The sequence below is a fragment of the Phycisphaeraceae bacterium genome (assembly GCA_019636735.1).
Classification (GTDB): Bacteria; Planctomycetota; Phycisphaerae; order Phycisphaerales; family SM1A02; genus VGXK01.
Window position 1 is genome coordinate 104,953 of record JAHBWY010000008.1, and the last position, 13,782, is coordinate 118,734.

The following is a 13,782-nucleotide window of genomic DNA, read 5'->3' on the forward strand; positions in this document are numbered from 1 at the left end:
ATCAGGCTGGATCAGGCTGGATCAGGCTGGATCAGGCTGGATCAGGCTGGATCAGATTGGATCAGGCTGGATCAGATTGGATCAGGCTGGTCAGGGTGAACAGGTTGGTGCAGGTCGGTTCTGGATGATCAGGATGATCAGGCTGATCAGGCTGATCGGGGAGATGACGGTGGTTCAGGGTGATCGAGGGGTCAGCGTGAATCAGTCGGGGTAGAGCTCGAGCGCCTTCACCCAGCGGGCAATAGTGGCCCGTCGCTGCTGCGGATCTTCAGGAAGGGAGAGCGGTCGGCCCCGCGCATCAAGCACGAGCCCCACCGTGCCGCCGCGCACTTCGCGCGAGATGGGCTTCCCTGGACCCGCGCCGACATCGAAGCCGCGCTCGGGTGTGATCTCGGCGCGCGCGGTCTGACCCGCGGCCAGGCGCAGGAGCTTCACTTCGCCGTAGGCCATGGTGCCGCGCTCGGAGAGCCCGCCGCCGCTGATCGAATAGGAGAAGCACGCCTTGCCCAGCTTGCCGGTGCCCTTCGCAGCAATCGAAGTGCCCAGAAGAATCAGGCAGTCGCGCTCGAAGACTTCCATCGCCGCCTTTGAATGGACGCTCGCGAGCACGCCGAGGTGCGGCATCATGAAGATCGAGTCCTTGGCCAACTCCGTGAAGCCCTCGGGCTCGAAGCTGTCGACGAGCATCGCGGCGGTCTGCTCCATCCTCGGAGCGTGGGAGAGCACGCCGCCTGACGCGACCAGCAGGTCGAGCTTCATGTTGTCGACAATCGTTCGGCCCGCCTCCTGCTGGCTGAAGGCATCGCCCACGGTGCGCTGCTGCTGCACGCCCTTGAGCGTGGTGGCGAAGTCCTTGTGCTGCACATAGGCGAGCCGCAGCGCCTCACGCGCGACGGCCTGTTCGAAGACGAGCGCCTCACGGGTCTGCGGAATCGTCGTGGGGCGGATCATCTTGTTCTTCACGCGATTGCGCAACTCGCGCTCATCCATGTCCAGGTGCACCCAGCGGAGCACATTGGCCATGCCCGCCTCGGCGCAGACATTGGAGATGGAGTAGCTCATGCCGAGGTTCGCACTCACCGTTCGATTGAAGACGGGGCTGCCGGCATGGTCGAAGACGCTGAAGACATCGGTGGTGGCGCCGCCGATGTCGACGCCGACCGCGTTGATGCCGCGCTGTCGCGCGATCTCCTGGAGAATGTCGCCGACGGCGCCGGGAGTCGGCATGATCGGTGCATCGGTCCAGGCGATGAGCTTGTCATAGCCCGGCGCGTGGGCCATGACATGCTCGAGGAAGACATCGTGAATCTTCTCTCGCGCGGGACCGAGATTCTCGCGCTCGAGCACGGGACGGAGGTTGTCGACCACCGCAAGATCGAAGCCGGGGCCGTCGAAGACGCGACGAACCGCGGGCGCCGCCTCCTTGTTGCCGGCAAAGATGATGGGCAGCCGGTACTCGCTGCCGAAGCGAGGGCGCGGTTTCGCCGGGGCGATCAGCTCGGCGAGTTCCACCACCTTCTTTGAATCACCGCCATCGGTTCCGCCGGAAATGAGCACCATGTCGGGGCGAAGCTCGCGAATGCGCTGGATCTGCTCGTGCGGCTTCCGCTGGTCGTTCGCGGCAATCGTGTCCATCACGATCGCACCCGCGCCGAGCGCGGCGCGCTTCGCGCTCTCGGCGGTCATCTGCTTGACCACGCCGGCCACCATCATCTGCAGTCCGCCGCCGGCGCTCGAAGTGGAGATGTAGATGTCGCAGCCGTTGGGGTCGTCCGGCGAGGTCCGGCGAATGATGCAGCCATCGTCATCGACGAGCCGTCGACCGGAGAGCTCCTGGAGTTCCGTCACCGAGTTCGAGACGCCGATCGTGACATCGGCGAACGGCTCTTCGACGGTGGTCGGCGCTTCGCCGCGATGGGTTTGACGGTAGGAGCCGTCCGGCTGCTGCTGAATCAGAATGGCCTTGGTCGTGGTCGAGCCGCAATCGGTCGCGACCACGACACGAATGCGGTCGGGGGGCGGCGTGGGTCGCGCCGAGGCATGGCCGGCAGCGTGGGAAGGCGATGACACGGCTGCGAAAGGTAGCGGAAAGAGCGGGGGCCATGCTCGATGTGGCGCGCGTGCCAGACGGGGGGCGTCAAGGGGCGATTCGGCCGTTCGGGCACCGCAGCGGCGCGGTGTCAGGCGCGGCTGTAGGAGCAGTGGTGGGCGCGGCGGTGGGGGCAGAGGCGGGGGTCGTGCTCGGCGCTGCGCTCGAATCATGCGGCGAAGAAGGTGTGGTCGGCGCGCGGCTGGCGTCCGACGACGCGGTGCCATCGGAGTCGCCCGGCGATTGCAGCGCTTCCATCCGGTTGATGAGGTACTCCGCGGCGCCTCGCTTCTCCATGAAGCTGCTGAACAGCTTGTACGCGACCGGCTCGATCAGCACACTCATGAATGGGCTGAAGAAGTGCATCGCCTGGCTGCCGAGATAGGTCATCGGTCGCACCGACTCGAGGAAGATCGAGGCGGGCATGGTCATCTTTCGGCGCACGACCTCGCGCAGCACGCGATCGACCACTTCCGCCTCGGCGGGTGTGGGTTTCGCCGGACCGGGTTTCTCCACGGCGAAGGCGTGAGCGAGGATGGCGCGCCACCGCTTCATCGAGACTCGACGCCGCTCCTCGCGGTGTTCGGCGGACCATCAGAAGCACGGAGGCGAGCCGTCGAATCTGCTGGCGGACTGGTGGTGGCGGTGCGCTCGGCGGCAGCGCCATCCACGGGCTCAACCGACGCGGGAGGCGATATCGCGCGCCGATCGATCACTTCGCAGTGCGGCGCGGCGGCGGCACGAATCGCATCGATCACGATCCTGCGCCGGTCCGCATCGACGGGAAGATCGATGGAGAGCCGTGTGGCACCGCCGGAGAAGAGCACTCCCGAGTCGTCAAAGGCGATTCGACGAAGGCTCTCCCACTCGAGCGTGCGTCGACGAAGGGGATGGTCGATGACCAGCCCGTGCGGCTCTACCGCATAGCGGCTGACAAGGAAGGCGCGATTGAGTGCGATGCCGAGCGCGAGTGCGGCGATCAAGCCCCAAGTCATCTCCCCCGCGAAGAGGGCGACGGCGGTCGACAGCGCCGCCACTGCCGCCAGCGCTGCGAGTGCCCGGAACGGCCGCTCGATCACGGGATGAATCGCCCAGCGCACGCCTCGCGCATCCATGCAAGGAGCGTATCCTCACGAGGCGGGTTCTCGATGTCGGCATCAGCGCGTGACGCCACGCTTCCCGATCGCATGCACGCACCATCTCAGGAGTTTTCGATGAGCACAGTGACTCCAGGCACCTGCAGCAGCGGCGCCATGGCCGGCGCCGCCCTCGATGACCTCGGCAATCCGACCGGCTTGGCCGTGGATGGCTCGGTGGCGAGCGCGGTCGACCTCATGAAGTGGATCGGTGAGAACCGTCATCTCATGAAGCCGCCCGTCGGCAACAAGTATCTCTACTCGGGCAAGGACTTCTTCGTGATGATCATCGCGGGGCCCAATGCGCGCAATGACTTTCACATGACCGACAGCGAGGAGTTCTTCATCCAGTTGAAGGGCGACATCAAGGTCACCATCCGCGATGCGCACGGGGTCCGTGATGTACCGGTGCGCGAGGGTGAAGTCTTCTTCATCCCACCGGGCGTGCCGCACTCGCCGCAGCGCGGGCCCAACACACTCGGGCTCGTCGTTGAGCGACGCCGGCCGCCGCATGAGAAGGAGCACCTCATGTTCTTCTGCCCAAAGTGTCACGAGCTCGTCTACGACAAGGCATTTGCCTGTCGTGACATCGTGGAGCACTTCGCGCAGGCGATGGAGGAGTTCTGGGCGGACCCAAAGCTCAGCACCTGCACGAAGTGCGGGACGAGAATCACGAAGCCTGCAACGCCTGCCGGCTGAAATCAGCGACGCTTGGTTGGTCGATGCCAGCCGCGCGTGATCTGACGACCGGCGGGAGCCTCGGTGCCCGGCGACCGCGACGCGTGCGGTGCGCCACCCGTTGCTGATCCACGCGCGCCACGAGCGGGATGCTCGTGGCGATCCGGCTTCGAAGCGCGCGAGGGGCGCTCGTCGTGCGATCGCGCCTTCGGGCCTGATCGAGCGTCCCGGTGGCTGCCGCCGCGCGACGGTCCCGCATGGCGCGACGGGCCTGAGTGGCCCGCACCGCGCTTCGCATGGCCGCCTCGGCCGCGGCCGTGACCGCGGCGCGGCGAGCCATCGCTTCCGCCACCATGATCGGAAGTGAACTCGAGCGAGGCATCGCTTCCTTCAGCTCGATCGATCGGTGTTCCAATGAGCTTCTCGATCTGACGGAGCAGTCCGCGCTCATCGCGTCCGCAGAAGGCGATCGCCTCTCCCTCGGCGCCCGCTCGGCCGGTTCGACCGATGCGATGCACATACGCCTCCGGCTCGAAGGGCAGATCGAAGTTGAAGACATGGCTGACATCGTCGATGTCGATGCCGCGCGCGGCGACATCGGTGGCGACGAGAACCGGCATTCGACCGCTGCGGAACGCTTCAAGCGCCCGCTGGCGCGCGTTCTGCGCCTTGTTGCCGTGAATCGCGCCGGTGCGGAAGCCGCTCTTCTCGAGCCGCCGACAGAGCTTGTCGGCGCCATGCTTCGTGCGCACGAAGACGAGGGCACGCTCGGGCGTGAGCGCGTGAAGAAGGGTCTCGAGCAGGTCGACCTTCGCGCCCTGGTCAACGAGGTAGACGGCCTGGCGGATCTTCGGTGCAGCGCTCGCGACCGGTGCCACGGCGACGCGCACCGGGTCACGCAGAAGCGACTCGGCGAGACTCGCGACTTCGCGCGGCATGGTGGCCGAGAAGAGAAGCGTCTGACGCTTCGTCGGCACCGACGCGGCGATCTTGCGAACGGGATCGATGAATCCCATGTCGAGCATGCGATCGGCCTCGTCGAGCACGAGGACTTCGACCGAAGTGAGGTCGACTTCCTTCTGCTGCATCAGATCGAGCAGCCGCCCGGGGGTGGCCACCAGCACATCGACGCCGCGACGCAGCGCCTTCACCTGACGGAACTGGCTCACGCCGCCGAAGACGGTGGTGACCGAGATCTTCGCGTGGCGTCCGTAGGTGATGAAGCTGTCGGCGATCTGCACGGCGAGCTCGCGCGTCGGCGCAAGAATGAGGGCCCGCGGTGCCTTGCTGCGGCGCGGAGCCGCGAGCAATCGCTGAATGACCGGCAGTGCGAAGGCCGCCGTCTTGCCTGTTCCGGTCTGAGCGCAACCGAGAAGGTCTCGGCCCTCAAGCAGAACGGGAATCGACTGATGCTGAATCGGCGTGGGAACTTCATAGCCGCTGTCGCGCAGGGCGCGACGGATGGGCTCGGCAAGTCCCAAGCCATCAAAGGTGTGGTCCGAGTTCGAGTGCGGCCGCGTCGGGTTAACCGAAGGTGCCGCGTCGGCGGGAGGGGCCATGCCCGCACTATCGACGGAAACGCCGGGGCGAGCGGAGGAAAGCTTTGAAGGGGAGGGTGAGAGAACGGTCGTCGCAGACATGAACACGAAACAAAGACTCCTTGAGCGCCTCGACCGCTCCCACGCAGGGATGCGGCGACAACGCTCGCGCTCGAATCGCGCGGCATGAACCGCGCGAGCGGATCGGTTGCGGAAGATCACGACGCGCCGCTGGGCGGGTCGTCAGGCGAACCTGATGAAGAACGGTTCCGGCCGTCCTGGGTTGGAACGCTTCGCCTGCAAGAGTGATCCTGCGTGCGAGCGTTGCCGACAGTTTCCCAGGGCAATTCTGCCTTTGATGCGGGAGACGACCCGTCATCACATGCCTGACAATCCAGGCCCGAGGCTACCGGCGAAGTTCCTCATGATAGGCGATCCACCCGCTTTTGTGAAGCGGCTGCTCCCAAGTGAGGTCCAGATAGGTCAAGAGTGGCTCTGCGGAAGCGTCTTCGGTGCAGAATTCGACGAATCGCTTCAGAATCGCGACCTGACGCGACGGCCCTCGCCGCGGCATGGTCACGCACCCTGCGCGGGCGAGCGAAGCTCCGCATCGCAGAGTTCGAGAGCGAGATTGTCGCGTCTCTCCAGGTCGTCCGACGCTGCGAATTCGACGGTCCTCAGCAGAGCGGCGTCATCGAGACCTTTGTGATTCTGCTGATCCTGCGAAGCTCCGGGATTCGGCGTTCAGCGGATCGTGAGAACCCGCTGCCAGCGCAGGTGCTCAGGGGAACTGGCCTGTTGCGAGCATGGCGGGGACAAAGGGAAGCAGCAGCACAAGCTCGGGGTGTGCCTTCGTGGTGAAGGATCGTGTGAAGTCTCCCTCGATGTGGATGGGCCGCAAGTCCGAGGTCATCCCATGAAGCGCGACGCTGAGGTGGTAGCGCCCCTGTTTCTCATTGAGCGCGTGAATCCGCATGTGCCCTTGAAGCGGAGTGGCCTTCGGGTCATTGGCCTTGGCTTCGGGCTCGAGTGCAGCAAAGCGCTGCCACATCGTCTGTGCATTCTGGGGATAGACATACTCCGCGTAGGTCAGGTCAGTGAAGAGCCATGCTTCCAACTCACCCGATTCCGTCGTGATCGGCGCATCGACACAGGACGCCGGCGGCCGCGCGATCAGTAGAAGCGATTGAAGCGTGGCCACGGACGGTTCGCCCGACCTGAACGACGCGTCAAGGCCGATGATGAGCGTGCCATCCTCGGAATTGTCGGTCCAGTGTCGGTGCTGTCCCAAGTCCGTTGCGGCGCCGGGCCCGGGCTCAAGGTGCCCTTGGAACTTCGAGATGGGCGTGTGCGTGCAGCCGCTCAGAGCGCTGATCGCCATGACGGCCAGCAGTGAGCCGAGAGATGCGAACAACAAGTGGGGCCTGCGAGTCACGGTGCGTGGCTTCTGAGAAGTCCTTTCATCGGGCCGAGTTCCAGAAGCAAATGCCGCGAATTCCATCATCCAAGAAAATGCCATGGCTCACCGCTCGCGAAGTGATCGCGCCACACTCTCAAGTCGTTCCCTGATGCGCGGGCCGAGTCGTTGGAACGGGAGCACTTCAAAGAGGTCGCGGATGAGCTCCTCGTCAGTGCGAAGGAGCCCGTCGGACTGAATCCACACGGCAATCGTTCGGAGTTCCCGCTCGCTGTACTGATCGATCGACTCACGAGATGGAATGCGCGGTGCCGGGCCGCGCACTCGCGCCGAGGGGGTGGAGACCGGCGTCACGGTGTGATTGGCGGGTTCGGGTTGGTCGGGGCGGTTGGCGCGATCAACGCGATCGTTGGTCGCAGTGTTCCGCGGCATGGCGCCATCCGTGTCAAGAAGATCGGCGCGGCGCACCGCCTCATGAAAGGCCTCGACGGCGCGCTCGATCTCCTGTTCACGACGATAGAACCAGTCGGTGGACCAGATGCGATGAAAGCGCCAGCCGAGTCGCTCGAGGTTGCTTTGCCGTAAGCGATCCCGGTCCCGCGCAGTCGCGCTCGAGTGATAGGACGCCCCATCGCACTCGATGGCGAGCACAGGGCGGCCCGGCTTGGTCGGGTGCATGGCGACGAGATCGATGCGATAGCGGGAAGCGCCGAACTGCGGTCGAACCTTGATTCCGCGCCCTTCAAGGGCATCGCGGATGTCCGCCTCAAATGCGTTGAGCCCAACCTCTCCGGCGATCTCTTCGGTGGGGAGCCGCTGGCCGCCGCTCGCGGCGTATTCAAGGTACGCCTTCAGCAGTCTCACCCCTCGACTGCCCGACCGTTCGAGATCGACCTCGTGATGCGAGAAGGAACTGATGACGCCCATTCGGCGCTTTGCCCGAGTGATCGCCACATTCAGGCGCCGGTATCCCACTTCCTGGGTGAGCGGTCCGAAGCGGTGGGGGAGATCGCCATTGGCTGACTTGCCGTAGCCGATGGTGAGGATGATGGCATCACGCTCATCGCCCTGGACCGTCTCGAGGTTCTTGACGAAGAAGCGCTCATCACGATCGAGCGAGAAGAAGTCAGACAGCTCCGGCCGGTCCTCGAGGGCACGATCGAGCGCTGCCTGCACTCGATTGGCGTGCTTGATGCCCATCGTGATGACACCGAGCGACTCGTGAGGCCGGCTCTCCGCATGAGCGAGCACTTGGCGGACCACCTCCTCGACCTCACGCGAGGCGCTCTCCTCCTGCGCGCCGAGCGCCGGGTCATGCGGAACGAGCGTGTGGCGAATCGCATCATGGCCTCGCGCACTGGGAAAGGTCACCAGGCGCCCCGAGTAAATGTGCTCGTTGCTGAAGGAGATCAGCCGCTCGTCTTCACTGCGATAGTGCCACTCGAGAAGCCAGTTCGGAAGAAAGGCGTTGAGCGTGTCGAGCAGGCTCTCATAGCCGGAGATCGCCTCGGTGGCCGTGGCCATGGCGTCGCGCGTGTCGATGTCGTCATCATCGAGCTCATCCTCGCCTTCCACCGCAGTCGCAAAGAATGTTGTTGGCGGAAGCTGGTGCCGATCGCCAGCCACCACCACCTGCTCGGCGCGGTAGAGCGCGGGAATGGCCTCCTCCTGGAGGATCTGGCTGGCCTCGTCGAAGACGACGATGTCGAAGTGACGGCGGTCGCCGTCGAGCAACTGGCTGACTGAGAGAGGGCTTGCCACCCAGCAGGGCGTAATGCGCGTCAGCACATCGGGCGCGCGGGCGAGAAGATCCCGCACCGAAATGTGTCGGGACTTCTTGTTCGCCTCGCTGCGGACCAGGTTCGCCTGGTCGAAGTGGCTGTTCATTGCGCTGATCGCGCGCTCGGCATGCAGCCGGCGGACGCGAGCGGCCGCAAGACGAATCCGCTCGCGGTCGAGCCGAACGAACTCCGCGATGATCTGCTCCTGAGTCTTGCCACTGAACGCCGCAAGGGAGGGATCGGTGGCGAGCGCCTGGTCGAGGGCGGAGTGAAGCCAGATGAACTCAAAACGGGGAATCCACAACTCCGGATCAGTGCCGCGCGTGCGCAGGTCGTCGAGGAAGCGCTCGAACCCCATCGCGTGAAGTCGCGCGCGAAGGTCATGCACACCTGCAAGTCGATATGCGGTGTGGCGATCGTCCGCGAGGGCCTGCAATCGAGCGCGCATCGCGTTGAGCGACATGCTCCCGAAGGCCTCGCCCTTGACGATGTCGCCAAGTGCGGAGACCGCCTCGGTCAAGGCAATCAGCGAAGCCTCGAGTTGAGCCTCGCGACCGCACTCTGTCGGCGAGTCCGAAGCCGCGCCTGCGGCCCGCCACCGCGCGCGAAGGCTCTCTGCCGCGAGGGCCTCCTTGTGGAGGGTGGCGGCTGAAGCCGGAGAAGTTCGCAGCTCGATGAGCCGATGTCGCGCGGCGCGGTATGGGCCATTGCTGATGGCGGCCCAGCAACGAGCCAGTGCGCCTCGGGCCGCGGGCTCGAGCGATCGAGCCAACTCCCCCGGTGCCGAGGTGAAGATCCCTGGCTTGTAGCGCTCGCGGAGCTGGCGGATCGACTTCAGAAGTCCGACCAACTCGCCCGCTTCGTCGAGCGTGGCGGGCGGCCGAAGACCAAGCGCACGAATCACCTCGCTCAGGTGCTCACCAAAGTGCGGAGCGAGTTCGGTGGCCGCCTTCACCGAGAGGTCGGCAGCCTCCTGCGCGCGCAGGCCATCGGTGATGTCGGCGTGGATCCATGGAGACGAATCCGTGCGCAGAAGAAGTGATGGGTGGGACGCCCCCTCGCGCAAACACTGGCGAATCTCGTCGGCACGCTCGGGTGTGAGTGCTTCGAGCGGACCGCTTCGAAGTCGGAGCGTCGATCTCGCCGACGCCGGCAGCTTCAACAGCCTTCCGATCATCTGATTGATGGACAGCCCGGCCGGGGAGCGGACCATGTTGACTCGACGCGCGTGATCGTTGAGTTGCTTGCGGCGAGCTTCGAACTCGCGGTGCACGCCTTCGACTCCGTTCGCGGCGTCAGCCGTGCGGATCTGTTGCAGGGCATTTGCGAGTCGCGCCATCACCTCCTTGCGGGAGACCGACGCTCCGTGCAGATCGAGAACGAGATGTCCGAGCCCGACATCGGGATGACTCAGTCGCTTGATGACGGCATCGAGCGCGGCTCGCTTTTCCGCGACGAACAGCACGCGTCGACCCGACGCCACGCTCTGGGCGATTAGGTTCGAGATGGTCTGGCTCTTCCCTGTGCCCGGAGGCCCCTGGATCACGCCGCTCTGCCCCATGCCGACCAGCACGATGGCGCGATGCTGCGTCGAGTCCGCGTCGAGGACCAGAAAGTCGTCGGATGCGGGGCGTTCGTCAAGCTCCGCTGGCGAGATCTCGCCGCGCGGCGCGGCCAGCGTCTCGCGCGAGAGCGAATGACCGGCAATAGCGGCAACAATCGAACTCGATGCGATGAGCTCGCCGTTGCGCTTGAGGTCTTCGACCATGGCCATCTTCGCAAACTGGAAGTTGGCGAGGATGACCCGTGGAGTGATCGCAAAGCCCTGAATCGTCGCAGCGTCCTGAATGATGCGACCGAAGACGGCCTCCGGTTCGATGCGCCATTGGCCAGCATCATCCTCGCCCGCGCAGGCGGCCATGACCGCGGCACCATCGATGCGAATCGCGTGATTCTCAGCAAGGACATGGAGCAGGACGGGGTTGATCCGCGGTTCACCGACGATCGAGAGCCGAAGGTCCTGACCTCCTCGACCGCGAGATTCGATTCGCGCAGGAAGCAGGAGAACAGGCGATGCGTAGGGCCGACCTCCGTCGACTGCCGGCCAGCTCGCGAGCCCCACGGCGAAGTGGAGCGTCTCAATGCCCTTCTCTTCAAGGTTGCTTAGCGCCTTCCGCTGGAGTGCAAGAAGCGCGCCCTGCGTGCGCTGACGGAGCTCAGCTTCGGCCCGCGCGCGAGTGGCGGGATCGGAGCTCTGGGGAAGGCGACTCGCGACGCAGAGCGCGTCGACCTGGAGTTTCTCGCCGGCGAGCAGTCGATCAACCGCCGTGGTCTCGTCGGTCAGGTCGAGCGTGCCAACCTTGAGATCACGGAAGAACAGCAGCGAGTTCGTGCGCGAGAAGTCAATGAGCCGCCGGGTCCAGACGCCGCGTGCGGCATCAATGTGGCGCCGGGTCTCCTGGTTCAACGCTGTCGAGTGCGATTCGGACATCGAGCGCCTACCTCGTGATCCCAACGCTGAACGGTGCCTGGAATCGCGTGCTTCTGGAACGGCGGCTCTCGTCGGGCAGCGAAAGGCCAGTCACCGGCCATGCTCGCGCCCGGTGACGCCGGCTTCTTTGAGCAGGCCCGAGAGGTACCGGGAGACAAAGTGGGACGCCGTCAGCACTCGGTAGTGCGGATTGAAGTGTGCGTGTTCACGGGTGCAGAGTGTTGGGCTGCGATGTGACTTTGTCAGCGCCGCCCTTGGCGCCTCAGGGCCCAATACTCACGAACACCCCTTGGGCGGGGGGCATGTGCTCGCCCGGCGTCCCGCCGCAGTCTACAGCTGGACCTGCCAGTTGGCCTCCTGAATCCGCCCATTCACTCGCGAAGCTGTGCGGAGAAGTCCTCGGATTGCTTCTGGAGCTTGCTCACATCGATGGACGCCACCCACTTGATCTCGCGGGCGCTGTAGCGATCGGGGTCCTTCCTGGCCGCATGAAGCGCTGCGTCGAGCATGGAAATCCGCTGCGAGAGCGCGTCACGGTGCGCAATGGCGGCGGTCAGCGTGCGGCCGTCGGGGAGCCTGTGTGCAAGGTTCGCGGCATTGATGGCCGTGACCAGCTTTTCAAACTCATCCAGCACCCCTGCGGCCTCGGCAAGGAGCTTCAGCGGATCCTCGTGAGGTTGACTGCCCTCCTGCACAAGAATGTTGACCGCGATGCGCTCGCGGAGGGAGGCGAGCTTCTTCTGCATCGAACCGCGAAGGATGAGAGCCTCGGCAAGTTTCATCAAAGATCCCCTGGGTCAATACGCCGTTGGTCCACCGGTGAGTAATGGCATGGTCCCTCGCGCCGGTCCACCCCCGCGAGAGCGCGAACATCATGCCCCCGTCCGGCCTGTCCTTAGGCGCGAAGCGCTGCGTCGTCGCGGCCCCTCTCGATGCCCGCTCCTGCGCCCGCTCCCGGGCTCACCCTCGCGTCCTTCGCGAGCATCGGGCGTTCCGGGCCGGCAACACGCCTCGGCCCCCCACAAACCCTGAGCTTCGAGGACGAGTGACGGCAGCGCGCCGCCACTCACTCTGCGGGTCCGACGGGCTGGTAGTCGCGCGGGTCCGTGATCTCGCGCTTCCTTCCGGGATAGGAGTCGTAGAGCGCCCGGTGCCTGGCGAGGCCGTACTCATCCGTGCGCTCCTCGTACGATCGAACCCAATCGATCAGGAAATCGAGTTGCGCGTTCTGCTCCTGGCGTGACCGAAACTTCTCCGGCTCCCACGGCCGCGCGCGACAATGGGCCACGCATGCCGCGACACCCGGGTTGAGAAAGATGAGTTCATCACAGAAGTCGAGCAGCGGTTCGATGAGGTCGGCGTAGCAACCTTCGATGACCCAGCGGTCATGGAGGGCGATCCAGCGCTTGGCGGCGTCGACGCTCTCCCGCACGGCTCGCCGCTGGGTGCCGCCGTGAAACGCCACCTCGTCAAGTGAGAGACGGGCGGCCGCGGCGGTCGCCGCAAGTCGCTGCGCCAGGGTGCTCTTGCCTGCTCCAGCGTTTCCAAGAATGATGACTCTCATCGTGAGTCCGGCGGATCGGCCTCGCAGGTGGTGTCGCGGAAACCGGCCCTCCGCAGACGAACGCCGGCGGTGGCGCCGCTGAGTGGTGATCGTAGGCTCCGCGTCACTCAGGTGAGCGCGCGTCCCGCAGCACGCTCGCGGTGGGGACATCCCGGCCAGCAGCATGGCCTGCGCGTGCCCTTGGACATCTGGTCGATGCCGACCGCAATTCGGCGCGACCTCGTCTCGTCCCTCTTGGCCGAGGTGACCCAGCAGATCCACTCGTTTCGAGCCAGCGGCGTGATCTCCGTCCAGAGCGCTCGTGCGACGGGATTGGATGCGATCGCTTTCCGAAAGTCGGAGGGGAGAGGATGAACCGTTCCGCCGTCGATCTTCGAAGTCGTCATGAGTCACCCGGTGCCTTCGAGGAAGAACACCTGCTCGTGTCCTTGGGTCGCATGCAGGCAGGGTTCCAATCGCGTTGTGTCGCCTGCTGAAACAGTGCCACCGCGAAGACGAGTTCAGTGAATCCGCTCGCGAACGCCGCGACCGGTGGAGCGCCCCTGGCGACCGCCAGGCCGAGACCGAGTGCACAGAGCACCGCCCCGAGCGCCCGGAACAGGCGAAGGCCGTAGATGGTCTGGAATGTGAAGTAGCGACCTCCGATGAACAGCAACATGGCCGGAAGGAACCACTCCAGCCGAACGAGTTGCATCCCGTACGCCACGGCGACGGCAGCGAGGAGCCAGATCGTCCCTTCTGCGGCCAGGCGGCCGAGCGGGTTTCCCACCGTGTGCGAGCCGCGTCGCCCCAGTGCCTTGGTGGCCACGATGCTGAGCGGGAAGATGAACGCTCCACCGATGAGGAGCGCATACACCGCAGCCTGGTGCGAGAGCGTGACCGCCACAAGCCCCGCGGCCAGCCAGACGATGCCCGAAACCAGGACGCCGGGTGCTCCAGAGGCGTAGCCCTCGCGCATGCCTGCTTGCGCCTGCGAGAAGGAAATCTCGGACATGCTGAGGACTATACGAGGTGATGTAGTGCGGCTGAGCACCCGAGTCCAGCAGGCGTCCACAGGCGGCAGGCCCGGGTGCTGGAGCGCCGTCGGG

General features: G+C 65.2%; 11 protein-coding genes. 1 reads left to right on the plus strand and 10 read right to left on the minus strand.

All coding sequences use genetic code 11. From position 1 onward, the window contains the following. Nucleotides 1-201 precede the first annotated feature (201 nt). From KF724_11845 to KF724_11855, 3 genes are all read right to left on the minus strand, one after another. Entirely contained in the window at nucleotides 202-2,070 is a 1,869-nt protein-coding gene (locus tag KF724_11845) for a glutamate mutase L (protein ID MBX3356377.1), read from the minus strand. A gap of 67 nt (nucleotides 2,071-2,137) precedes the next feature. Beyond that, complete coding sequence (locus KF724_11850) at nucleotides 2,138-2,644, minus strand: hypothetical protein (protein MBX3356378.1); 507 nt, start codon at nucleotides 2,642-2,644, stop codon at nucleotides 2,138-2,140. Next, complete coding sequence (locus KF724_11855) at nucleotides 2,641-3,204, minus strand: hypothetical protein (GenBank protein ID MBX3356379.1); 564 nt, start codon at nucleotides 3,202-3,204, stop codon at nucleotides 2,641-2,643. The genes KF724_11850 and KF724_11855 overlap by 4 nt, the downstream gene beginning before the upstream one ends. Before the next feature lie 99 nt (nucleotides 3,205-3,303). On the opposite strand from KF724_11855, the gene nbaC reads away from it, so the two are divergent. Then, nucleotides 3,304-3,924 (plus strand): 3-hydroxyanthranilate 3,4-dioxygenase, encoded by a 621-nt coding sequence (gene nbaC / locus KF724_11860; GenBank protein MBX3356380.1) that lies wholly within the window; start codon nucleotides 3,304-3,306, stop codon nucleotides 3,922-3,924. A 2-nt stretch (nucleotides 3,925-3,926) separates the two neighbouring features. Here nbaC and KF724_11865 read toward each other — a convergent pair whose 3' ends face one another. From KF724_11865 to KF724_11895, 7 genes are all read right to left on the minus strand, one after another. Next, the gene (locus tag KF724_11865; protein MBX3356381.1) at nucleotides 3,927-5,462 is read right to left on the minus strand and encodes a DEAD/DEAH box helicase; all 1,536 of its coding nucleotides are present in this window, start codon (nucleotides 5,460-5,462) and stop codon (nucleotides 3,927-3,929) included. Nucleotides 5,463-6,222: 760 nt separating this feature from the next. After that, nucleotides 6,223-6,858 (minus strand): hypothetical protein, encoded by a 636-nt coding sequence (locus KF724_11870; GenBank protein ID MBX3356382.1) that lies wholly within the window; start codon nucleotides 6,856-6,858, stop codon nucleotides 6,223-6,225. Nucleotides 6,859-6,963: 105 nt separating this feature from the next. Next, the gene (locus KF724_11875) at nucleotides 6,964-11,130 is read right to left on the minus strand and encodes a DUF4011 domain-containing protein (GenBank protein ID MBX3356383.1); all 4,167 of its coding nucleotides are present in this window, start codon (nucleotides 11,128-11,130) and stop codon (nucleotides 6,964-6,966) included. Nucleotides 11,131-11,501: 371 nt separating this feature from the next. Further along, nucleotides 11,502-11,912 (minus strand): DIP1984 family protein, encoded by a 411-nt coding sequence (locus KF724_11880; GenBank protein ID MBX3356384.1) that lies wholly within the window; start codon nucleotides 11,910-11,912, stop codon nucleotides 11,502-11,504. A 284-nt stretch (nucleotides 11,913-12,196) separates the two neighbouring features. Further along, nucleotides 12,197-12,694, minus strand: coding sequence for an AAA family ATPase (locus KF724_11885; protein ID MBX3356385.1), 498 nt, complete (start codon nucleotides 12,692-12,694; stop codon nucleotides 12,197-12,199). A 107-nt stretch (nucleotides 12,695-12,801) separates the two neighbouring features. After that, on the minus strand, nucleotides 12,802-13,080 hold the full coding sequence (locus KF724_11890; GenBank protein MBX3356386.1) for a YdeI/OmpD-associated family protein: 279 nt from the start codon (nucleotides 13,078-13,080) through the stop codon (nucleotides 12,802-12,804). Then, entirely contained in the window at nucleotides 13,077-13,688 is a 612-nt protein-coding gene (locus KF724_11895; GenBank protein MBX3356387.1) for a hypothetical protein, read from the minus strand. The genes KF724_11890 and KF724_11895 overlap by 4 nt, the downstream gene beginning before the upstream one ends. Between the last annotated feature and the right edge of the window lie 94 nt (nucleotides 13,689-13,782).

Excerpts from the sequence above, each read along its gene's own strand:
- KF724_11855 (MBX3356379.1), bottom strand. The coding sequence starts at position 3,204 with ATGGATGCGCGAGGCGTGCGCTGGGCGATTCATCCCGTGATCGAGCGG.
- nbaC (MBX3356380.1), top strand. The coding sequence starts at position 3,304 with ATGAGCACAGTGACTCCAGGCACCTGCAGCAGCGGCGCCATGGCCGGC.
- KF724_11875 (MBX3356383.1), bottom strand. The coding sequence starts at position 11,130 with ATGTCCGAATCGCACTCGACAGCGTTGAACCAGGAGACCCGGCGCCAC.
- KF724_11865 (MBX3356381.1), bottom strand. The coding sequence starts at position 5,462 with ATGGCCCCTCCCGCCGACGCGGCACCTTCGGTTAACCCGACGCGGCCG.
- KF724_11885 (MBX3356385.1), bottom strand. The coding sequence starts at position 12,694 with ATGAGAGTCATCATTCTTGGAAACGCTGGAGCAGGCAAGAGCACCCTG.
- KF724_11895 (MBX3356387.1), bottom strand. The coding sequence starts at position 13,688 with ATGTCCGAGATTTCCTTCTCGCAGGCGCAAGCAGGCATGCGCGAGGGC.
- KF724_11890 (MBX3356386.1), bottom strand. The coding sequence starts at position 13,080 with ATGACGACTTCGAAGATCGACGGCGGAACGGTTCATCCTCTCCCCTCC.
- KF724_11850 (MBX3356378.1), bottom strand. The coding sequence starts at position 2,644 with ATGAAGCGGTGGCGCGCCATCCTCGCTCACGCCTTCGCCGTGGAGAAA.
- KF724_11880 (MBX3356384.1), bottom strand. The coding sequence starts at position 11,912 with ATGAAACTTGCCGAGGCTCTCATCCTTCGCGGTTCGATGCAGAAGAAG.